At 65.5% G+C, this 20,997-nt stretch carries 16 protein-coding genes; 8 read left to right on the top strand and 8 right to left on the bottom strand.

Annotated features, from left to right (window positions below):
* Positions 1-20: 20 nt before the first annotated feature.
* Entirely contained in the window at positions 21-1,349 is a 1,329-nt protein-coding gene (locus QDT69_RS18235) for a divalent metal cation transporter (protein ID WP_279707844.1), read from the top strand.
* On the opposite strand, the gene QDT69_RS18230 is transcribed toward QDT69_RS18235, so the two are convergent.
* Entirely contained in the window at positions 1,346-1,837 is a 492-nt protein-coding gene (locus QDT69_RS18230; RefSeq protein ID WP_279707843.1) for an Lrp/AsnC family transcriptional regulator, read from the bottom strand. The genes QDT69_RS18235 and QDT69_RS18230 overlap by 4 nt on opposite strands.
* Before the next feature lie 145 nt (positions 1,838-1,982).
* Between QDT69_RS18230 and QDT69_RS18225 the strand changes: the two genes are divergently transcribed.
* On the top strand, positions 1,983-3,281 hold the full coding sequence (locus tag QDT69_RS18225) for an aspartate aminotransferase family protein (RefSeq protein WP_279707842.1): 1,299 nt from the start codon (positions 1,983-1,985) through the stop codon (positions 3,279-3,281).
* A 1-nt stretch (position 3,282) separates the two neighbouring features.
* Here QDT69_RS18225 and QDT69_RS18220 read toward each other — a convergent pair whose 3' ends face one another.
* From QDT69_RS18220 to QDT69_RS18200, 5 genes are all read right to left on the bottom strand, one after another.
* A complete protein-coding gene (locus tag QDT69_RS18220; RefSeq protein ID WP_279707841.1) occupies positions 3,283-4,065 on the bottom strand; it encodes a TIGR02186 family protein in 783 nt (260 codons plus the stop codon).
* Positions 4,062-4,991 carry a sulfite exporter TauE/SafE family protein gene (locus QDT69_RS18215; RefSeq protein WP_279707840.1) on the bottom strand — a complete coding sequence of 310 codons (930 nt, stop codon included), beginning with the start codon at positions 4,989-4,991 and terminating at the stop codon, positions 4,062-4,064. Before QDT69_RS18215 ends, QDT69_RS18220 begins: the two co-directional genes overlap by 4 nt.
* Before the next feature lie 270 nt (positions 4,992-5,261).
* A complete protein-coding gene (locus tag QDT69_RS18210; protein ID WP_347952047.1) occupies positions 5,262-6,119 on the bottom strand; it encodes a hypothetical protein in 858 nt (285 codons plus the stop codon).
* 88 nt (positions 6,120-6,207) lie between these two features.
* Positions 6,208-9,783 (bottom strand): hypothetical protein, encoded by a 3,576-nt coding sequence (locus tag QDT69_RS18205; RefSeq protein WP_279707839.1) that lies wholly within the window; start codon positions 9,781-9,783, stop codon positions 6,208-6,210.
* Positions 9,784-10,058: 275 nt separating this feature from the next.
* Entirely contained in the window at positions 10,059-10,646 is a 588-nt protein-coding gene (locus QDT69_RS18200; RefSeq protein ID WP_279707838.1) for a PadR family transcriptional regulator, read from the bottom strand.
* A 163-nt stretch (positions 10,647-10,809) separates the two neighbouring features.
* On the opposite strand from QDT69_RS18200, the gene QDT69_RS18195 reads away from it, so the two are divergent.
* From QDT69_RS18195 to QDT69_RS18180, 4 genes are all read left to right on the top strand, one after another.
* On the top strand, positions 10,810-11,217 hold the full coding sequence (locus tag QDT69_RS18195; protein ID WP_279707837.1) for a nuclear transport factor 2 family protein: 408 nt from the start codon (positions 10,810-10,812) through the stop codon (positions 11,215-11,217).
* A 211-nt stretch (positions 11,218-11,428) separates the two neighbouring features.
* Entirely contained in the window at positions 11,429-13,216 is a 1,788-nt protein-coding gene (locus QDT69_RS18190) for an acyl-CoA dehydrogenase C-terminal domain-containing protein (RefSeq protein WP_279707836.1), read from the top strand.
* Between the two features lie 137 nt (positions 13,217-13,353).
* Positions 13,354-14,562 (top strand): acetyl-CoA C-acetyltransferase, encoded by a 1,209-nt coding sequence (locus QDT69_RS18185; protein ID WP_279707835.1) that lies wholly within the window; start codon positions 13,354-13,356, stop codon positions 14,560-14,562.
* 151 nt (positions 14,563-14,713) lie between these two features.
* Positions 14,714-16,927: an FAD-dependent oxidoreductase gene (locus tag QDT69_RS18180; RefSeq protein WP_279707834.1), complete on the top strand. Its 2,214-nt coding sequence runs from the start codon at positions 14,714-14,716 to the stop codon at positions 16,925-16,927.
* Between the two features lie 515 nt (positions 16,928-17,442).
* On the opposite strand, the gene QDT69_RS18175 is transcribed toward QDT69_RS18180, so the two are convergent.
* Positions 17,443-17,808: a hypothetical protein gene (locus QDT69_RS18175; protein WP_279707833.1), complete on the bottom strand. Its 366-nt coding sequence runs from the start codon at positions 17,806-17,808 to the stop codon at positions 17,443-17,445.
* A gap of 309 nt (positions 17,809-18,117) precedes the next feature.
* Complete coding sequence (gene gstA / locus QDT69_RS18170) at positions 18,118-18,735, bottom strand: glutathione transferase GstA (protein WP_279707831.1); 618 nt, start codon at positions 18,733-18,735, stop codon at positions 18,118-18,120.
* Between the two features lie 130 nt (positions 18,736-18,865).
* Between gstA and QDT69_RS18165 the strand changes: the two genes are divergently transcribed.
* Both QDT69_RS18165 and QDT69_RS18160 read left to right on the top strand, forming a co-directional pair.
* Positions 18,866-19,402, top strand: coding sequence for a MarR family winged helix-turn-helix transcriptional regulator (locus QDT69_RS18165; RefSeq protein WP_279707830.1), 537 nt, complete (start codon positions 18,866-18,868; stop codon positions 19,400-19,402).
* A gap of 93 nt (positions 19,403-19,495) precedes the next feature.
* Positions 19,496-20,866, top strand: coding sequence for a glutamate--cysteine ligase (locus QDT69_RS18160; protein ID WP_279707829.1), 1,371 nt, complete (start codon positions 19,496-19,498; stop codon positions 20,864-20,866).
* The last annotated feature ends 131 nt before the right edge of the window (positions 20,867-20,997 follow it).

Below are 20,997 nucleotides of genomic sequence, written 5' to 3'. Positions count from 1 at the left end.
TCTGGCGGCTGGAACCGGACATGACGCAGCAAGGGACGATCTCGCAAGACGACGAACATGATGGTGCGCCAGCGCTGCAGCCGCGGCGCCAGCCGTTCATCAGCCGCGTCCTCAAGGCGCTCGGACCCGGGTTGATCACCGGAGCCGCCGACGACGATCCATCCGGTATCGGCACCTACAGCCAGGCCGGCGCGCAGCTTGGCTACGGCATCGGCTGGACCATGCTGCTGACCTTCCCGCTGATGACAGCGATCCAGGAAATCTCCGCGCGGGTCGGCCGCGTCAGCGGGCACGGCATAGCGGGCAATGTCTGCCGGCACTATCCGGCCTGGCTGCTGGTCATCGTGGTCGCGCTGCTCTTCATCGCCAACACGGTCAACATTGCGGCCGACCTCTCGGCCATGGCGGATGCGACAAGGCTACTGATCGGCGGCCCGGCTATCCTCTACGTCGTGCTGTTCGGCGTCGCGTCGGTCGTTGCCCAGATCTTCATGAACTACCGGCGCTACGTCGCGGTCCTGAAATGGCTGACGCTCAGCCTGTTCGCCTATGTCGCGGCGCTCGCATTTGCCAAAGTGTCGTGGACGCAGGCGCTCGCCGGTGTGCTGCTGCCGCGCGTCACCTTGAGCGCGGATTATTTCACGACCATCGTTGCAATCCTCGGCACCACGATCTCGCCCTATCTGTTTTTCTGGCAGGCCTCGCAGGAGGCCGAGGAGCAGCGGGTCGATGCCACCAAGCATCCGCTGATCAAAAGGCACTATGGCGCGCAGCGCGAATTCTCTCGCATTCGCGCCGACACCATCACCGGCATGGCGTTTTCCAACGTGATCGCGCTGTCGATCATCGTCACCGCGGCGGCCACTTTGCATGCCGCCGGCAGGACCGACATCCAGACCTCGGCGCAGGCCGCCGAGGCATTGCGCCCGATCGCCGGGCCGTTCGCCGAGGTGATCTTCGCGCTCGGCATCGTCGGCACCGGCCTCTTGGCGATCCCGGTGCTCGCGGGCGCGACGGCGTACGCCGTCAGCGAGGGCCGGCGATGGCCGGTCGGACTGACGCGCAAGCCGACAGAGGCGATCGCGTTCTATTCGGTGTTGGCGTTGTCGGGCGGCATCGGCATCGCGCTCAACTTCACGCCGATCGATCCGATCGCGGCGCTGTACTGGAGTGCGGTCGTCAATGGCGTGCTCGCGGTGCCGGTGATGGTGCTGCTGATGTTCATGGCCCGCCACAAGGAGGTCATGGGACGCTTCGTGATCGGCGGGTGGCTGTACTGGCTCGGCTGGCTCTCGACCGCTGCGATGGCGCTCAGCGTGATCGCGATGGGAATCGGGTTTCTCCTCTAGTCCCTGCGAAACAGCGAGCTATCGATCTTCGTGGTCGATTTGACCTTCCGCAGGATGATGGTGGTGCGGTAGCTTGAGATATCGCTGTCCGGATGCATCAGGCGGTCGAGGATGAACGATTGATAGCGGGCGAGGTCGGACGACACGACCCGCAGGGCGTAATCCCAATCGCCGGCGATCATGCAGCATTCGACGACCTCCGGAAGGTCGACCACCTTTTTCTCGAAGCGGGCGAAGGATTCCCGGTTCTGTTGCTTGAGGCGAACCTCGACGATGACGTCGAATCCGAGCCCGACGCGCGCAGGGTCCACCAACGCCACATAGGAATTGATGACGCCGTCCTCTTCGAGGGTCCGCACCCGTCTCATGCAGGGTGCGGACGAGAGGCCGATCCGTTCGGCCAGCTCGAGATTCGTGATGCGTCCCTCGACCTGCAGCACGTCGAGGATCTTCCGATCCATCTCGTCGATCACGATTCCGGTTCCCATTTCTTTCGCATTTGGCGCCTTTTGCGCAATTGATTGCAGAAGCCGGGATGAAATGCATCTCAAATCGCAAGCTCATTGCTGCCGTGCGCGCATAGGATGCGCTGCGGCGACCTTGGTCGCGGCGACCGAGCGGCAAGGAGCGGGCATGACTGGAAATGACGACAAGTCCTTTTGGGAGCGCGCCCGGCGTCACCTCATCCGCTACGGTGGGACATTCGCTCCGATCATCATCGAGCGCGCGTCCGGATCCTTCGTCTATGACGCCGACGGGCGCGCCATCCTGGATTTCACCTCCGGGCAGATGAGCGCCGTGCTTGGTCACGGTCATCCCGAAGTCGTAAAGACCATCAGCGCGCATGCCGAACGGCTCGATCATCTGTTCAGCGGCATGCTGAGCCGTCCGGTCGTCGCGCTCGCCGAACAGCTTGCCGAGCTGCTGCCGCCAGGGCTCGATCGCGTCATGCTGCTGAGCACGGGGGCTGAGTCGAACGAGGCTGCGATCAAGATGGCCAAGCTCGCCACCGGTGGCTTCGAGACCGTAGCGTTCGCGCAGTCCTGGCATGGCATGACGTCAGGCGCGGCGGGGACGACCTATTCGGCCGGCCGCAAGGGCTATGGTCCCGCGCCGGTCGGCTCGCTCGCGATCCCGACGCCGAACCCGTATCGTCCGCGCTTCGGCAATGCATCCGACTGGCGGGCCGAACTGGCCTACGCCTTCGATCTGGTCGATCGCCAATCGACCGGATCGCTGGCGTGCATGATCGCCGAGCCAATCCTGAGCTCCGGCGGGCTGATCGATCTGCCGGAGGGCTATCTCGCCGAGCTGAGGGAATTGTGCCGCGCGCGCGGCATGCTGCTGATCGTCGACGAGGCGCAGACCGGTCTCGGGCGAACCGGCGCCATGTTCGCCTTCGAGCGCGACGGTGTCGCGCCTGACATCCTGACCCTGTCGAAGACGCTTGGTGCGGGCTTGCCTTTGGCCGCGGTCATCACATCAGCCGAGATCGAGGAGCGCTGTCACGAGCGCGGCTTCCTGTTCTACACGACGCATGTGTCGGATCCGATGCCGGCAGCGGTCGGGCTGAAGGTCATCGAGATCATCCTTCGCGACCGATTGGTCGAACGTGCCGGGATCGCGGGTGCGCGGCTACGGGACGGGCTGCTCGCCCTTCAGAACCGGTTCGAATGCATCGGTGACGTGCGCGGCAGGGGGCTGATGCAAGGCATCGAGATCGTGCGCGACCGCTTCAGCAAGGAGCCTGACGAAGCGCTCGGCACGCGCGTGTCGCAGCGCTGCCTGGAGCTCGGACTGAGCACCAACATCGTGCAGCTGCCCGGCATGGGCAGCGTATTCCGCATTGCTCCGCCGTTGACGATCAGCGACGCCGAGATCGATCTCGGCCTTTCCATTCTCAACGACGCGTTCGAGAGCGCGTTGCGCTAACTCAATCCTTGCGGAACACGATCGAGGCCATCCAGCCGGTCATCAGCGCCATGAACGCGGTGACGAGGCCGTAGACCAGGCCGTTCTGTCGTGCGGTGGTGGCGACGAATTGCTCGAAGCCGACCTTGACGATCTCGAAGGCGGTCTCGGTCTTGGTCACCAGCGCGCCCTCGGAGAACAGCTTGATCTCGACATTGTAGGTGCCGATCGGCACCTCGGCCGGCAGCGGAATGCCGGTGCGGAACAAGGTCGGCGTCAGGAATGTCACCGCCGAGGTCGCCTCGCGATAGAGGCCGTGTTCGGAGCGCAGCCGGACGAAGGCGCTGCGGAACGGATCGTTCGGCACCACGTCGGCAAAGTCGGGCCCGACGCGCTGCATCAAGAGCACGTTGTTGAGCCCGAGCTGCTGCCGCCGCTGCACCTCCGGTGAGGCGATCTGCTCGAACGGGCGATTGGAGAACAGCGCGAGATAGCCCGGCACCTGCAGGAACTGGCGCGAGTCGGTGTTGATCCAGATGCCGAATTTGCGCTCCTTGCGCCGCGTCACCATGTCGGCGCGCGGGCCTGACACCGTGACGACGAGATCGTAATTGCCGCGGTTGGACGGCGTCTTGTCGTCCTTCTCGACCGAGCCGAACAGCACCAGCTCGCCGCCGGAATAATTCGGCGTCACCGTGACGCGATGGTTGGAAACCGACACGATCAGCCGCTCGGCACGTGCGGGTACCGCCACCAGGCTAGCGACGGCGAGGCCCGCGATGACAAGCAGCGTGCGCAGCCTCATGGCGGGGCTCCGCCGGTTTCGCGGATGCTGAACAGGTCCTGCGGCCGGATCACCAGCTCGACCGCAAAGCGGATGCCGACCGCGAGCACGAGCAGGCCAAGCAAGAGACGCAGATGCTCGCCGCGGATCTTCTGGCCGGCGCGGGCGCCGAACTGCGCGCCGGTGACGCCTCCGACCATCAGGATCAGCGCCAGCACGGCGTCGACCAGATGGTTGGTCACCGCGTGCAGCATGGTGGCGAACACCATGGTGACGAGGGTGAGCACCATCGAGGTGCCGATCACGGTCGAGGTCGGCACCCGAAGCACATAGATCATCAGCGGCACCAGGATGAAGCCGCCGCCGATGCCCATGACGGCGCCGATGAAGCCGATGATGAGCCCGATCACGACCACCGGGATGACCGAGAGGTAGATCTTGGAGCGTTTGAAGCGCAGCTTCAGCGGCAGGCCGTGGATCCAGCCATGGCTGCCGGGCTTGCGTAGCGTGACCGCGCCGCCGCCGCGCGAACGCAGCATCGCGCGCAGGCCTTCCCAGAACATCAGCCCGCCGACCGTCGTCAGCAGGATGACGTAGGACAGCGCGATCATCAGGTCGAGCTGGCCGAGCGAACGCAGGAAAGTGAAGGTCCACACCCCGAACGTGGTGCCGAGCGTGCCGCCGACCAGCAGCACCGCCGCCAGCAGCGGGTCGATCGCGCGCCGGCGCCAATAGGAGATCGCGCCGGAGAACGAGGAGGCCGCGATGTGGCTGGCGACCGAGGCGACCGCGACCGCCGGCGCGATGCCGACGAAGATCAGCAGTGGCGTCATCAGGAAGCCGCCGCCGATCCCGAACATGCCGGAGACGAATCCAACCGCTGCGCCCATCGCCAGGATGAGGAAGACATTGACCGGAATGTCGGCGATCGGGAGGTAGAGCTGCACGCGCGTCGCTTCTTGTCGGTTCGCCGCATGCTGGGGCGCAAGGCCGCATCACGGCGTGATGTCGTTCGGGTCGGGCATTCTCCGGCTGAACGAATCCGGTCGGCGCGCAAGGAGCAGGCGAACGCGGGTCGATTGCCGCGTTCTTGCATAACCGAAATTGGCGGGGGGAGGGACTAAAGATTCCGCTCCGGGTGGCATTTTTCGCCGCACGTGGCGGCCCGGCTGCGGACGTGGTTGATAATTCAGATTAATGATGGCCGCGTCGGCAGATCAGGGCTGGTCGACTGGCGTGGTAATGAGGTTCATTGCAAGCGCCTCTCTCGTGCCCAGCCAGCGGATGTCCGAGGTCTGCGACATCGCCTCGACGATTCGGGACGAGATACCCATCTTTCTCATGTAACTGAGCACGATACCCTGCGAGCGCTGAGCTTCGGCCACGGGATCGTCACCTGGCTTGCTCATGGTAAAGCGATGCACGCCCAGCCTGGAGCCTGCGATGCCATAGCGGGTTTCGCCGCCCGCATAAACCAGAACGCAGGCGCTGGCGCAGGCGGCGGCACGCAAGTTTCCCGATGCATCTGATGTCGCCACCGCGGTGACGAGCCGGCGGGCACGAATGACTTCACCCATGATGGCAGCCTGATCCAACGCGCCGCCCGGCGACGACAGCAGCACGACGTCATCAGGCGACAATCGTGCTTCGTCGAGCCGATCGCGGAACCAGCTCGCGCTGGCCGAGCCAATCCTGCCGCTGATCGCAAGCGCGCGCCGCTTCGATCCGTCGATGACGACCCCGGGAATGACCGACGATGTCATGGTCGCGGCGACATAGCTCTCGCGCCAGAAATCCCAGGCGCCCGGCTCCGAAAGCTCGCGATAGGCGCGGATCGCAACGCCGGACAGCAGCAGGACGAAGATGGTCACCGACCAGATCGAGGGTCTGAAGATGCCACCCGAATTGGGAGCGCTGGGTGCGACAGGCGGCGGAGCCCGGCGCGGTGCGCCAAACGGGGAAGGTTGCTGGCGCGGCGGCGCGACGCGGGGACCGGTCGGCGACGAACGGTGGCCCGTTCCTTCACCCTGACGATCATCGACAGACAAGCCTGACCCTCCGGAACGCCTGCGCAATCGGCGCGGGACTGCGCGTCTGTCTACACGGCGGAGGGGTGGAGGGACAAGACAGCGGCGCCGTCACGGCGCCGCAGCCATCGTTGTCCTAGTGAGCCGGGGCGGCCAGCGCCGCGGTCCGCTTCGAGGGTTGCCTGACCGACTTCGCCGACGCGGGTTGCACGGGTGCGCCGTCCCAGCCACCCGCCGGGGCCGGCACGTTGACCGCATCGCTCGGCTGCGGTTCGGGGGTAAAGGTCTGGATCGCCAGCTTCGCTGCGGCCAGCGACTGCGGGTCGAGCCGCTTGGCGATATCGTCGCGCTTGTGGCCGGCGTCGGCGTCGCCCTGCGCGGCCGCGAGGCTGAACCATTTGAAGGACTCGGCGAGGTTCTGTTCGACCCCGATGCCGCGGGCATAGAGGATGCCGAGGTTGACCTGGCTGTCGGCAACGCCGCGATCGGCCGCCTTGCGGAACCACTGCGCGGCGCTCTTGTAGTCGGCGCCCTTGCCGCCGCCATCGGCATCGAGCACGGCGAGGTTGTGCATCGCCTTGGCGTTGCCGCGCTCGGCGGCCTGCACGTAATAGCGCCGCGCCATGTCGAAGTCGCGTTTCACGCTGAGGCCCTTCTCGTAGAAGGTGCCGAGCCGGAACATCGCGGGGACCACGCCGGCCTGCGCCGCGCGGCCGTACCATTTGGCGGCTTCGTCGACATTGGCGGTCACGCCCTTGCCTTCGGCATAGCGGACGCCGACCTCATAGGCCGCAGCCGCATCGCCCTTGATCGCGGCCGTGCGCAGCGCCGGACCGCCGATCGCGTCGGGCAGCTTCTCGCCCGCGGGAATCTGGACCGTGGCGAGCTTGCCGCCGAGCGGCGGAGCGGTCGGAATCGTGCCGGTGATATCACTGGCGGCGGCGATCGGTGCGGCGACCGGCTCCGGCATCGCGGCGGGTGCGGGGGCGGCCTGAGGGATCGTCACTTGCGCGCTGTCGAGCGTGTTCGGCGCGGGCGTGTTGTTGGACTGGCGGCCCAGCGGGGTCGGCGAGGTCATCGACGGCCCGGGCGTACCCGACGGTGCAGCCGGTCCGGGGGCGGGCGCGATGGTGTTCTCGGCGGGCGGCTGCGCGGCGGGCCCCGCCGGCTCGCTGTGCTCGATCGCCGGCACCTGCGGTGCGGAGCTGGTGTCGAGCAGGTTCATCGCCATCTTGGCGGTGGAGAGCAGGATCACGACGACGCTCGCGCCGACCAGCAGCGAACGGATCTTGGAGGTGATGGTCGAAGGCTGGGCCTCCGGCGCTTCGGTCGCGGCCGCGCCGGCCTTGGCGCCGGACTTGGCGGCAGCCTTCGCGGCCTTGTCGGCCTTCTCCTTGGCCTTGGCGGCGGCCTTGCTCGCTGCGCGCGCCGTCTTCTCGTTGACGGGTTGTGCGGCGGCGGCCTGCGCGGCGCGGCGCGCGGCGGCGATGAAGCTCGATGTCGAGACCGGCTCTTTCTTGCCGGCAGGAAGATCAGAGATCGCGCGCTCGGAATCCGCAATCCGCTCCGACGGCGACGACACCCGGCCCGACGGGCGCGTGCCCGGCTCGAGCGGATGATCCGGAGGCAGTTCAGGGGCGAGCGCAGCGCGCGCGGACGCCGCATGCGGCTCGAGGATCTCGCTGATCGCGCGCGGCGGCAGCGGCGGCGGGGCGTTCTCGACCGGCTGCGCGGCGTGGAATTCGCGCGGCGCGGACATGAAGTGCTCCTGCGCCAGCGCAGGATTGGGCAATTCGGGCCGGTAGGATTCAGGCTTGTACGATTCAGCCTTGTAGGATTCGGGCTGGGGCTGCGCGAACGGCTGCGGCATCGCCGCGCGCGGCATCTCCATCCGCGGTGCGTCCATCCGCTGTTCGGCCGGCGCGGGGGCAGGCGGAGCCGGCGGCGGCGCGGTGCGCACCGTGCGCAGATCGTTCTCGATCATCGCCAGCCGGTCAACGACGTGGCCGAGCGTGTTGTGAACGGTCTCCAGCGAATCCTGGGTGCGGCGATCGGTCTCCGACTGGCTGAAGCGGATGTCGGACAGCTCGCGCTTCACCAGATCGACGATGCCGCTGTCCATCATCGGCTGCGGCGCTGATGTGTTGACGGTGTTGCGGGTGGCGTCGGCGAGCGAGGCGAGATGAGCGTGCTGCGCCTCGAGGTGCCGCATGATGTCATGCAGCCCCTCCTCGACCCGGCCGAGATTGCCGGAGCGCTGGTCGGCCGATTCAAGGCGTTCGAGCAGATAGGAGACGCGCTGTTCGAGATGGGTGAAGGCCGACGAGCTGTCGTTGCCGACCTGCAGGCGGTCGATCCGCTCCGACAGCGAGCGCAGTGCGCCCTCGATGGCGTCGGTATTGTCATAGCCGGCCGGCCGCTCGCGGCCTTCCAGCGACGAGGCCAGCGCCGCAATGCGTTGCTCGATCCCGGCGAAAGCGTCGCCGTAGGAATCCCCGCGCGACATCTGCGACAGCTGGTCGACCTTCGCCGCCAGCGCATGCACGTCCCCGGAGAGCTGCAGCAGCGCGTCGTTGGAGGCGACGTTGGAGACGATGGCACGCAGCGCCGCGATCGCGCTCTCGAGCTGATGCACCGTCGACGGATCGTCGTTGGCGCGCAGGATCATGTCGAGCTTGCCGCCGAGATTGCGGATCGCTTCGTCGTAGCCGGTGAGCTGCTCGGCGGGCGTCAGCGTACGCAGCGCCTCGCGGATTTCCGACAGCGCGCGTTCGATGCCGGCGATCGCCTGGCCCTGGCCGTTGTTGCTGTCCTGACGGATCTCGTCGATCCGGTGATGCAGCGAGCGGATCTCGTTCTCGATCGACTCGATCGCGCGGCGCGGCATCGCCTCGGTGATGGCCTGGCGGATTTCCGCGAGCTCGCCGCGGAACGACGCGATCGATTGCTCGATATGGTCGGGCCGCTGCAGCGCCTCGATCTGGCTCGTGATCTTGAGCAGATGACGCTCGAGCGAGGAGAAGTCCGGCCCGGCCGGTGCCGCGGGCGGCGGCGCGTAAGCGGCCATCGGCGGCGCCGATTGCTGCACCGGCGGCGCATTGCGCTGTGGCATCTGCCGGGGCGCGGGGCCATCGAGCTCATTCTGGCGCGCGGCGATTTCCGCGATCGCGGAATCGAACGACGCCGGGCTCAGCGGCGGCGAAGGGCGGTAGACCTGGGCGGCGGCGCGCTCGACCGCCTCCGCCTGGCGCAGCCTCTCCTCCAGTTGCCGTTCGTTGATCTGCGGCTCGCGCTGCATTGGCGCTTCGCGCATCATCGGCTGAGGCTGCGGCTCGCGCGCCGGCTGCGGCCGCGAAATCTGCGACAGCCGCGCGTCGAGGCGCGAGATCGCGTCGTTGAGCTGCCGTGCGACGGCGGGCTGGCCGCGCGGCACCTCGGCACGCACCGCTTCGGCGCGCGACAACGGTTTTGCAATCTGTTCGATCTGGCGGGTGATGGCGTCGAGCCGCTGATGGATGTCCGCGACCTCGCGGCTTTCCCGGCTCGGCATCGGCTGCCGTTGCTCCATGCGCCAATCCGGCGGGCTCGGTTCGCCGACGGTCGAATTGAGCCAGTCGTTCAGTGACATGCCGGCACGGCGCGCAGCCGCCTCGGCCCTGTCGCGGACGGAGGGATCGATGCCGTCAACACTCCACGATACGCGCGAATTCATGATTCCGTCCGGTCCCGACTCCGGCGCCATACACTGCGCCCGCAGCCTCCCCGCGCATTCCCGTTAAGAGACAATCGAATTCTGCGCTGGTCGTCTGCTTCAGCTGCTGACTTTTTCCCCTCACGGTAAATAACGGGTTAAGGAATGCAGCTGGCGGGCCTTAAAGTTAGGGAATCCGGGAACCTGTTGCGCCGGATCAGGACAGGCCTATCGTTTTCAGGCAGCGCGGATTCCGCTGCGCGCGACGACAACGCGGCAAGCAACGACGTTTGTTTCTAGCCGTTGCTTTCGCGCTTGCCGTCGTCGAGCGGCAGCACATTGCCGCGGCCGGACATCGCCGAGAGCGCGTCGAGCGCCTCCTCGCACCATTCCACCACGATGCGCTCGTGGCGCATCCCAAGCCGCAGGCTGAGCATCTTGCCGACATCGGCGGGCGGCGCGGTGCCGTCGGGAAAGCGCTTGTTGAGCAGGCGCTCGTAACGCTCGAAGCGGTCGCGGTGATGCTCGAGCCGCGCCATCAGGTCGTTGCGCAGCGGCTCGATGTCGACGCAGTCGAGCGCATAGAGCCGGACCAGCAAATCGTCCTTGATCGAGGGCGGAACGCTCGGCCGCGCCGCCCAATGCTTCAGCGCCGCGCGGCCCTCGGCCGTCAGCGTGTAGACCAGCTTGTTGGGCTTGCCTGACTGCACGACCTCGCGGCCCTGGACATGGCCCTTGTCGCGCAGGCGGGAGAGCTCGCGATAGATCTGCTGATGGTCGGCCTTCCAGAAGAAGCCGATCGAGGCGTCGAACGTCTTGGCGAGCTCATAGCCCGTCATCGGACGTTCCGTGAGGCAGGCGAGGATTGCGTCACCGAGTGCCAACGCCCACCTCCATCTGAGTTCCCGAGTTCGTCATTCTGAAGTTCGCTTGACTTTATGCGTTACTGTGCATATGCGTCAATATGCATATGGTGATCGGCGTGCCGCCTTGTCGCGCGCGGCCGATGTTCAGGCTTCTTACAACCCCGCCGCAGGAGACGTCCGAATGAGCAAGCCGGGCCTCGACAAGTGGTACGCCTACATGAAGTCCCACGACACCGCCGCATTGTGGGATCTGCTGCATCCCGACGCGGTGTTCGAAAGTCCGGTCGTGCACACGCCGCAGCGCGGCCGCGACATCACCTTCAAGTATCTGACCAGCGCCGCCAAGGTGCTCGGCGGCCCGACCTTCAAATATTTGGGCGAGTGGCGGAGCGACACCGGCGCGGTGCTCGAATTCGAGAACGAGATCGACGGCATCAAGCTCAACGGCGTCGACATCATCACGTTCGACGGTGACGGCCGGATCACGCATTTCAAGGTGATGGTGCGTCCGCTCAAGGCGATCAACTTGCTGCATCGGATGATGGGCGAGGAGTTGATGAAGCAGAGCGGCGCAACGTCGCAATCGTAAAGCATGATCCGGAAAAGTGCGAAGCGGTTTTCCGAAAAGATCATGCTCAAACAAAGGCGCGATAACGACCCGACCCAATCTCATCGCGCTTTAGTCTCGCTAGGACCTGCCGCGGACCTCCGGAAGCGGATAAGGTCCGCTCCAACAAACCCAAGGAAAAGCTGCGCAGCGTCGGCCGCAGATGCGGCCACGAGCCAGCCGGGAGATCAGCATGCCAACCTACAAAGCCCCCGTCGAAGACGTCAGCTTCCTGCTCAACGACGTTTTCCAGATCGATCGCTACGGCAATCTTCCCGGCTTCACCGATGCGTCGGCCGATGTGCGCGAGGCGATCCTCGGCGAGGCCGCCAAGCTCAGCGAGGAAGTGCTGCAGCCGCTCAATCGCACCGGCGATCTCGAAGGCTGCAAGCGCAATGACGACGGCAGCGTCACCACGCCGAAGGGCTTCAAGGACGCCTACAAGCAGGTCGCCGAGGGCGGCTGGCTCGGCCTCTCGGCGCCGACCGAGTTCGGCGGCCAGGGCCTGCCGGTGACGCTGTCGCAGGCGGTCAACGAATTCCAGATCTCCGCCAACATGGCGTTCTCGATGTATGGCGGGCTGACCATGGGCGCGACCGCGGCGCTGCTGGTGCACGGCACCCCCGAGCAGAAGAAGACCTACGTGCCCAAGATGGTCGCCGGCGAATGGACCGGCACCATGAACCTGACCGAGCCGCAATGCGGCACCGATCTCGGCCTGCTTCGCACCAAGGCCGTGCGCCAAGCCGACGGCAGCTTCAAGATCACCGGCACCAAGATCTTCATCTCCGCCGGCGAGCATGACCTTGCACAGAATATCATCCACCTCGTGCTGGCGCGCATCGAAGGGGCGCCGGCCGGCATCAAGGGCGTTTCGCTGTTCGTGGTGCCGAAGGTGCTGGTCAACGCCGATGGCTCGTTGGGTGCGCGCAACGGCGTCACCTGCGGCTCGATCGAGCACAAGATGGGCATCCACGGCAATTCCACCTGTGTGATGAACTACGACAACGCCACCGGCTGGCTGATCGGCGAAGAGAACAAGGGCATGCAGGGCATGTTCGTGATGATGAACGAGGCCCGCCTCGGCGTCGCCGTGCAGGGCCTCGCGCAGTCCGAGGTCGCCTACCAGAACGCGGTCGCCTATGCCCGCGAGCGCCTGCAGGGCCGTTCGCTGACCGGCGTCAAGGAGGCTGACAAGCCGGCCGATCCGATCATCGTGCATCCGGACGTGCGCCGCACGCTGCTCACCATCCGCGCCTTCAACGAGGCGGCGCGCGCCATGGTGGTGTGGACCGCGCTGAAGAGCGACGTCGCGCACCGCTCCAACGACCCGAAGGACCGCCAGGCTGCGGACGACCACATGGGCCTGATGACGCCGGTGCTGAAGGGCGTCCTGACCGACACCGGGTTCGCCAACACGGTCTCGGCGCAGCAGATGTTCGGCGGTCACGGCTATATCGCCGAGCACGGCATGGAGCAGTTCGTGCGCGATGCGCGCATCGCGATGATCTATGAAGGCGCCAACGGCATCCAGGCGCTCGACCTGGTCGGCCGCAAGCTGCCGCGCGACGGCGGCCGCGCCGCGATGGCATTCTTCGGCGAGGTCGGCGCCTTCGCCAAGGAGCACGGCGCCGACGAATCGATGAAGCCTTTCATCGCCCCGCTCTCCACCGCGCTCGGCCATCTGCAGCAGGCCACCGGCTGGCTGATGCAGAACGCGCTGACCAAGCCCGACAATGCCGGCGCAGCCGCGACCGACTACATGAAATTGTTTGGCCTCGTCGCACTCGGCTACATGTGGGCGAAGATGGCCAAGGTGGCGCAGGACAAGGCCGCCGCCGGTACGACGCCCTACCTCAACACCAAGCTCGTGACCGGCCGCTTCTTCATGGAGAAGCTGCTGCCGGAGACCGCCGTGCATCTGGCCCGAATCCAGAGCGGCAGCGCCACCACGATGGAACTGGCCGCGGAAGCGTTCTGAAGCGTTTTCAAGCGAAGTGGATACCGGTTTGCGTGAAGAAAACGCGTCAAACGAGAAAACCCTGAAATTTGCCGCCGCATAGCTGCGGCGGTGCTTTCTTCCGTATATATTATGATCCTCATATCAAGGAGGGCGTCATGCCTGAGGCATACATCTACGATCACGTTCGTACCCCGCGCGGCCGCGGCAAGGCCGACGGCGCGCTGCACGAGGTCACCGCGCTGGCGCTCGCCACGGTGCCGCTGAAGTCGCTCAAGGAGCGCAACAATCTTCCCGAGGACTCCGTCGACGACGTCGTGCTCGGTGTGGTCGATCCGGTCGGCGAGGCCGGCTCCGACATTGCCCGCTTTGCGGCGCTGAACGCCGGCCTCGGCGAGAAGGTGCCGGGCGTGCAGATCAGCCGCTTCTGCGCCTCCGGCCTTGATGCCGTGAACTTCGCCGCGGCCCAGATCATGACCGGCCAGCATGAGCTCGTGATCGGCGGCGGCGCCGAATCGATGAGCCGCGTCGGCATCGGCGCGTCGGGCGGCGCCTGGCCGATGGATCCCTCGATGGCGGTGCCGGCCTATTTCATGCCGCAGGGCATCTCGGCCGACCTGATCGCGACCAAATACGGTTTTTCGCGCGATGACGTCGACGCCTACGCCGTGCAGAGCCAGCAGCGCGCGGCTAAGGCCTGGGACGAAGGCCGCTTCAACAAGTCGGTGGTGCCGGTAAAGGACGTCAACGGCCTGACCATCCTTGCCAAGGACGAGCACATGCGTCCGACCACGACGATGCAGTCGCTGGCGCAGCTGCAGCCGTCCTTCGCGGCGATGGCGGCGATGGCCGGCTTCGATGCGGTGGCGATCCAGTCGCACCCCGAGGTCGAGAAGGTGAATTACGTGCATCACGCCGGCAACTCCTCCGGCATCGTCGACGGCGCCGGCGCCGTGCTGCTCGGCAGCAAGGAGGCGGGCGCCAAGCACGGGTTGAAGCCGCGTGCGAAGATCCGCGCGTTCGCCAATATCGGCTCGGAGCCCGCGATGATGCTGACCGGCCCGGTCGACGTCACCGAGAAGCTGTTCGAGCGCTCCGGCATGAAGAAGTCTGACATCGATCTGTTCGAGCTCAACGAGGCGTTTGCCTCGGTGGTGCTGCGCTACATCCAGGCGTTCGACATCGACAATTCCAAGATCAACGTCAATGGCGGCGCGATCGCGCTCGGACATCCGCTCGGGGCAACCGGCGCGATGATCCTCGGCACCGTGCTCGACGAGCTTGAGCGCACCAACAAGGAAACGGCGCTGGTCACGCTGTGCATCGGCGGCGGCATGGGTACCGCCACCATCATCGAGCGCGTCTGACGAGCGTTGCTGCGTAGGGTGGGTTAGCCGAAGGCGTAACCCACCATGCCGCGGCGAGAAAGGCGGCGGGTTACGCTTCGCTAACCCGCCCTACGATCCGAGACACAATCGCCGCGCCTGAGATTGGCCGCCGGCACCGAGGAGCACAAACATGGCTTACAAGAATTTCAAGTTCGACGTCGACGCCGACGGCATTGCGCTCGTCACCTGGGATATCCCTGGCCGCTCGATGAACGTGTTCGACGAGGTCTCCACGCAGGAGATCGGCGAGATCATCAAGCAGACCACCAGCGATGCCGCGATCAAGGGCGTCGTGATCACCTCGGCGAAGGAGGCGTTCTGCGCCGGCGCCGACCTTTCGATGCTCGAGGGCATGAACCGCAGCTACGCCCAGCTCTTCAAGGAGAAGGGCGAGGAGGCCGCGAACCAGATGCTGTTCGAGCAGAGCCGCCAGATGTCGCTGGCGTTCCGCGCGATCGAGACCTCGGGCAAGCCGTGGGTCGCCGCGATCAACGGGCTTGCGCTCGGCGGCGGTTTCGAGATCACGCTGGCCTGCCACTACCGCGTGGCGGCCGAGAATCCGAAGACCAGACTCGGCCTGCCCGAGATCAAGGTCGGCCTGTTCCCCGGCGCCGGCGGCACCCAGCGGGTACCGCGTCTCGTGCAGCCGGCGGATGCGATGCAATTGCTGCTCAAGGGCGAGGCCGTCAATCTCACCCGTGCGAAGGCGCTCAACCTGATTCACGCCGTGGTGCCCGCAGCCGATTTGATCAAGGCCGCCAAGGACTGGATCAAGGGCGGCGGCAAGGCCGTGGCGCCGTGGGACGAGAAGGGCTTCAAGCTGCCCGGCGGCCCCGTCTTCTCCAAGATGGGCATGCAGATGTTCCCGGCCGGCAACGCGATCTATCGCCGCGAGACCTACGACAATTATCCGGCCGCGCGCGCCATCATGAGCTGCGTCTATGAAGGCCTGCAGCTCCCGATCGACGCCGCACTGCGGGTCGAGTCGCGCTACTTCACCAAGGTGCTGCGCTCGAAGGAAGCGGCGGCGATGATCCGCTCCCTGTTCCTGTCGATGCAGGAACTGAACAAGGGCGCTCGTCGTCCGGCGGGCGTGCCGCCGACCAAGGTCAAGAAGCTCGCCGTGATCGGCGCCGGCTTCATGGGCGCCAGCGTCGGCTACGTCTCGGCGCAGGCCGGCATCGATGTCGTGCTGGTCGATCGCGACCAGGAAAGCGCCGACAAGGGCAAGGGCCACGCCAAGACCGTGGTCGACGGCCTGATCGCCAAGGGGCGGATGAAGCAGGAGGCAGCCGACGCCATCCTGGCGCGGATCTCGGCGACATCGGACTACAATGTGATCTCGGACTGCGACCTCGTCATCGAGGCGGTGTTCGAGGATCGCAAGGTCAAGGCCGATACGTATGCGAAGGCACAGCCGCTGCTGAAGCCGGGCGCGATCTTTGCCTCCAACACCTCGACCCTGCCGATCAACTCGCTGGCCGAGGAGTTCAAGGACCAGGGCAAGTTCATCGGCATCCACTTCTTCTCGCCGGTCGAGAAGATGATGCTGGTCGAGATCATCCTCGGCAAGAACACCGGCGACGTCGCGCTGGCGACCGCGCTCGACTATGTCCGCGCGATCGGCAAGACGCCCATCGTGGTGAACGATAGCCGCGGCTTCTTCGCCAACCGCTGCGTGATGCGCTACATCTCCGAGGGCAACGAGATGCTGCTCGAAGGCGTGCCGCCGGCGATGATCGAGAACACCGCCAAGATGGCCGGCATGCCGGTCGGACCGCTGTCGCTGCAGGACGAGGTCGCGCTCGATCTCGGCCTCAAGATCACCAAGGCGACCGAGGCCGATCTCGGTCCCAACGCGATCGACCAGGCGCAGAAGAAGCTGATGGTCGAGATGGTCGAGAACCAGGGCCGCTACGGCCGCAAGAACGGCAAGGGCTTCTATGACTATCCCGAGAAGGGCAAGGGCCAGAAGAGCCTGTGGCCGGGGCTGGCCGCTCTCCAGCCGAAGCAGCTCGATCCCGACACGCTCAGCGTCGAGGAATTGAAGCAGCGCTTCCTTGTGGTGCAGGCGGTGGAAGCCGCGCGCACCGTCGAGGATCACGTCATCACCGACGTGCGCGAAGCGGATGTCGGCTCGATCCTCGGTTTCGGCTTCGCGCCGTTCACCGGCGGTGCGCTGTCCTATATCGACTTCATGGGCACGAAGAACTTCGTCGCGCTCTGCCACACTTTCGAGAAGAAGTACGGCTCGCGCTTCACGCCGCCGATGCTGCTGGAGGAGATGGCAGCCAAGGGCGAGACCTTCTACGGCCGCTTCCCGCCGAAGAAGCAGGCGGCGTAGCGCGATCAGCGATAGCGCTGCGCTCCCTCGCCCCGTTCTTACGGGGAGAGGATTGGGGTGAGGGGCTCTCTCCGCACATTCGGCGATAGCTGTGTCTGCGGAGACTCCCCCTCACCCGGAGCGCATCTGACGATGCGTCATAGCCGAAGCTTTGCTTCGGCGTTCTTGAGAACGGCCGCCAAAGGCGGCCTATGCCTCTCCCCGCACGCGGGGCGAGGTGAAGTAGATCAAGCCGGTCATCGATCCGACTTGATCCTGTTGTGCGACGGTCACGGCGGTCAAAGTCCCGCCACGCTTGTTCCCCACTGGCACCATGCTGCTGGCATCACTCTTGCTGGTTGATCGTCTAGATGATCAGCAAGGCGACGATCAGGCTGGGGTGTCGTGCAATGCGTGCTGTGCTCAAGGAAGGTGCCGCTGAGACGGCGGCGAGGCCATCCATCCCGCTCCTGCCGCCACGACGTCGGAATTCGCTACGCTTGCGGCGCAAGGGGCCGTCGTGGATCGGCCTGGTCCTATTCGTTCTGGCCGTGGATCTTATGCTCGCGGCCGCGGCGTGGAGCGCCGTCGATTTCTTCCGCCATTGAGCCGTCATTGTCCGGCGACAGCAAAGCGCCGGCGAGATAGGCGATCTGGTTGAATGCGAGGCAGGCGACGACGATCGGGGCGCCGGTCGCAAACGCAAAGCCATCGGACTGGAGCACGATTGCCGCGAGCACCGCGATCAGCGGCGACACCAGCATCAATGTCCAAACCCGAAAGTACAAACTGGTTGCCAGCCCGACGAGCGTGCTGGTCAATAAAAGCGTGGAGACGATAGTCACATTTTCAGACCAGTTGGAGCGGAGGGCGCGCCGCAGGTCATAGTCGGTCAGTTGCATCGCTCGAACAAGGACGGCAGCGCCCGCAGCCGGAAGTAGTGTTAATCGGTAGAATGCCGATTAAATTGATTTGTTCCCAACGCGCTTCGAAAGGTTGCGCCGCTCATTTCTCCCTGAAGGCGCGGTGCGCCTGATCCGCCAGCGGCTTCATCAGATAGGACAACACCCGCCGCTCGCTGGTCGGGGGCGTGAGGCCGGCCGGCGACGCCCGCCGCGTGAAGGTGCCAGCTGTGGTGCTGCTGGCCGCAAAACAAAAAGGGCCGGATTTCCATCCGGCCCTTTCAGGTCTCGTGCAACTGGTGCGAAAGCTCAGGCCGCCTTCAGCAGGCCTTCCTTCTTCAGCGCTTCCTGCACCTTCGGGCGCGCTGCGACGCGCGCCTTGTAGGCTGTCACGTTCGGCAGGTCGGAGAGATCGAAGCCGAGCCGGTCTTGCGCCCACATGATCATGGTGAAGAGGTAGCCGTCGGCGACCGTGAACTGGTTGCCCATCAGGTACTCGCGTCCGGCGAGCTGGCTGTCGACATATTTGAACTTGCCCATGGCGCGGTCCTTAAAGAACGCCTTGGCGTCGTCGGCGAGCACGGGCGAGAACATCGGGCCGAGGTTCTTGTGCAGCTCGGTCGTGATGTAGTTCAGCCATTCGAGCAGCTTGTAGCGCTCGTTGGAGTCCCTCGCGGGCGCCAGCTTCTTGTCGGCGGCCTTGTCGGCGATCATCTGGATGATGATCGGGCCTTCGGTGACCATCTCGCCGGAATCCAGTGCCAGCGCCGGCACCTGGCCCTTGGGGTTCACTTGCAGGAAATCGTCGCCGTTTTCGAGCTTCTTGGCGCGCAGATCGACCTTGACCAGGTCGTAGGGCAGGCCGGCCTCGAGCAGAGCGATGTGGGGGGAGAGGGAGCAGGCACCGGGGGTGTAATAAAGCTTCATAGGGGTATTCCTTCCCTTGTTCTTGGCGTCCGGAGAGGGATTGCCTACATGCACCTGCATGAAATAGTCAAGATTGATGCAGATGCATTCAGTGCGGTACAGTCGGTGCCGGGACCTTATGGACTAGACGATGAAACGCAAGCTATCGAGCGAGGCGACGGCCGCCTGGATCCGCCTGATGCGGGTGCCGAGCCGGGTGCTGGACTGCGTCGAGCAGGATCTGAAGAAGGCCGGCTTTCCGCCGCTCGCCTGGTATGACGCCTTGCTCGAACTGTCGCGCGCGCCGTCCGGCGAGCTGCGCCCGGTCGAGCTCGAGCGGCAGATGCTGATCCCGCAATATTCGACCTCGCGGCTGATCGACAAGCTGGTCGACGAGGGGCTTGCCGCCCGGCGCGAATGCAAGATCGACAAGCGCGGCCAGTTCGTCGAGATCACCGAGGCCGGACGCGAGCTGCAGAAGAAGATGTGGAGCGCCTACTCGACCGCGATCGACAAGCATGTCGGGTCGAAATTGTCCGACGCCGACGCCGAACGGCTGTGCGGTCTGCTCGACCGTCTCGGCTGTTCCTGCGGCGACGCCAAAAGCGACGCCAAGGGCGACACCAAGACCGATGCAAAGAGCGATACCAAGGCCGCGCCCGCGCGAGACGGCGTGTCCGCACGATGATATTCCTGATCCCATCATCCGCGGCCGTTGCGGCCGACGGATGTCCCTGCCACCGCGCGCCTTCGATCGAAGCGCCCTTGAGTTGGATTTTCTATGGCGCGTGACCAGATCGACATGACGCCGCTGCAGTCGCGCGACGAACTCGTGGCGTGGATTGAAGCCGGCGTGAAGCCCGAGTCCGAATTCCGGATCGGCACCGAGCACGAGAAGACCCCGTTCACGCTCGAGGGCCGTCAGCCCGTGCCCTATGAAGGCGCCAAGGGCATCGGCGCGCTGCTCGAAGGCATGAAGCTCCTGCTCGGCTGGGAGCCGATCATGGAGCGCGGCAACATCATCGGGCTCTATGACGTCACCGGCGGCGGCGCGATCTCGCTCGAGCCGGGCGGCCAGTTCGAATTGTCGGGCGCGCCGGTCGAGACCGTGCACCAGACGCAGTCGGAGCTGATGGCGCATCTGGCGCAGGTGCGGGAGATCGCGACCCCGCTCGGCATCGGCTTCCTCGGCCTCGGCATGACGCCGTCCTGGTCGCGCGCGCAGATCCCCGTGATGCCGAAGGGGCGCTACAAGATCATGCGCAACTACATGCCGAAGGTCGGCAAATACGGCCTCGACATGATGTTCCGGACCTGCACGGTGCAGACCAATCTCGACTTCTCCTCCGAAGCCGACATGGTGAAGAAGCTGCGGGTGTCGCTGGCGCTGCAGCCGATCGCGACCGCTCTGTTCGCCAACTCGCCGTTCACCGAGGGCAAGCCCAACGGCTTCCTGTCGTTCCGCTCCGAGATCTGGCGCGACACCGACAATGCGCGCTCGGGCATGATCCCGTTCGCGTTCGAGGACGGCATGGGCTTCGAGCGCTATGTCGACTACGCGCTCGATGTGCCGATGTATTTCGTCAAGCGCGGCGAGGAATATATCGACGTCTCCGGCTCGTCGTTCCGCGATTTCTTCGCCGGCAAGAACAAGATCCTCCCCGGCGAGCGCCCGACGTTGTCGGATTGGGCCAATCATCTCTCGACGATCTTCCCCGAGGTGCGGTTGAAGCGTTACCTCGAAATGCGCGGCGCCGATGGCGTGCCGTGGGGCCGGCTGCCGGCGCTGCCGGCGTTCTGGGTCGGGCTGCTTTACGACAATGACAGCCTCGACGCCGCCTGGGATATCGTCCGGCACTGGACCGCGGCGGAGCGGCAGGCGTTGCGCGATGACGTGCCGCGATTCGGCTTCAAGGCGCGGATCAAGGACCGCTATCTGTTCGAGATCGCCAAGGAGTGCCTCGTCTTGTCGCATGCCGGATTGCGCCGGCGCGGCCGGATCGACCATCTCGGCCGCGACGAGAGCCGCTTCCTCGAACCGCTCGAGCGCATCATCGAGACCGGCCGCTCGCCGGCCGAGGAGATGCTGGAGAAGTTCAACGGGCCCTGGAACGGTTCGGTGGAACCGGCCTATCAGGAGTACGCCTTCTAATCACGGCCCGGGCCCCGAACGCGTGCGAACGGCGGTGTTGTCGCACCTGCCGCTGCATCGCCGTTCATCAGCCGTACAGGTTCATGGCGTTCAAATGACGCCCCGCGGGATGCGCGGGGCTGTGCGAATTT

The sequence above is a fragment of the Bradyrhizobium sp. CER78 genome (assembly GCF_029846235.1).
GTDB lineage: Bacteria > Pseudomonadota > Alphaproteobacteria > Rhizobiales > Xanthobacteraceae > Bradyrhizobium.
The sequence above is the reverse complement of the archived record's forward strand: the minus strand, read 5'-3'. Positions and strand labels throughout refer to the sequence as shown.

Coding starts and splice junctions, on each gene's coding strand:
- QDT69_RS18235 (WP_279707844.1), top strand. CDS start 21: ATGACGCAGCAAGGGACGATCTCGCAAGACGACGAACATGATGGTGCG.
- QDT69_RS18230 (WP_279707843.1), bottom strand. CDS start 1,837: ATGGGAACCGGAATCGTGATCGACGAGATGGATCGGAAGATCCTCGAC.
- QDT69_RS18225 (WP_279707842.1), top strand. CDS start 1,983: ATGACTGGAAATGACGACAAGTCCTTTTGGGAGCGCGCCCGGCGTCAC.
- QDT69_RS18220 (WP_279707841.1), bottom strand. CDS start 4,065: ATGAGGCTGCGCACGCTGCTTGTCATCGCGGGCCTCGCCGTCGCTAGC.
- QDT69_RS18205 (WP_279707839.1), bottom strand. CDS start 9,783: ATGAATTCGCGCGTATCGTGGAGTGTTGACGGCATCGATCCCTCCGTC.
- QDT69_RS18195 (WP_279707837.1), top strand. CDS start 10,810: ATGAGCAAGCCGGGCCTCGACAAGTGGTACGCCTACATGAAGTCCCAC.
- QDT69_RS18190 (WP_279707836.1), top strand. CDS start 11,429: ATGCCAACCTACAAAGCCCCCGTCGAAGACGTCAGCTTCCTGCTCAAC.
- QDT69_RS18185 (WP_279707835.1), top strand. CDS start 13,354: ATGCCTGAGGCATACATCTACGATCACGTTCGTACCCCGCGCGGCCGC.
- QDT69_RS18180 (WP_279707834.1), top strand. CDS start 14,714: ATGGCTTACAAGAATTTCAAGTTCGACGTCGACGCCGACGGCATTGCG.
- QDT69_RS18175 (WP_279707833.1), bottom strand. CDS start 17,808: ATGCAACTGACCGACTATGACCTGCGGCGCGCCCTCCGCTCCAACTGG.
- gstA (WP_279707831.1), bottom strand. CDS start 18,735: ATGAAGCTTTATTACACCCCCGGTGCCTGCTCCCTCTCCCCCCACATC.
- QDT69_RS18165 (WP_279707830.1), top strand. CDS start 18,866: ATGAAACGCAAGCTATCGAGCGAGGCGACGGCCGCCTGGATCCGCCTG.
- QDT69_RS18160 (WP_279707829.1), top strand. CDS start 19,496: ATGGCGCGTGACCAGATCGACATGACGCCGCTGCAGTCGCGCGACGAA.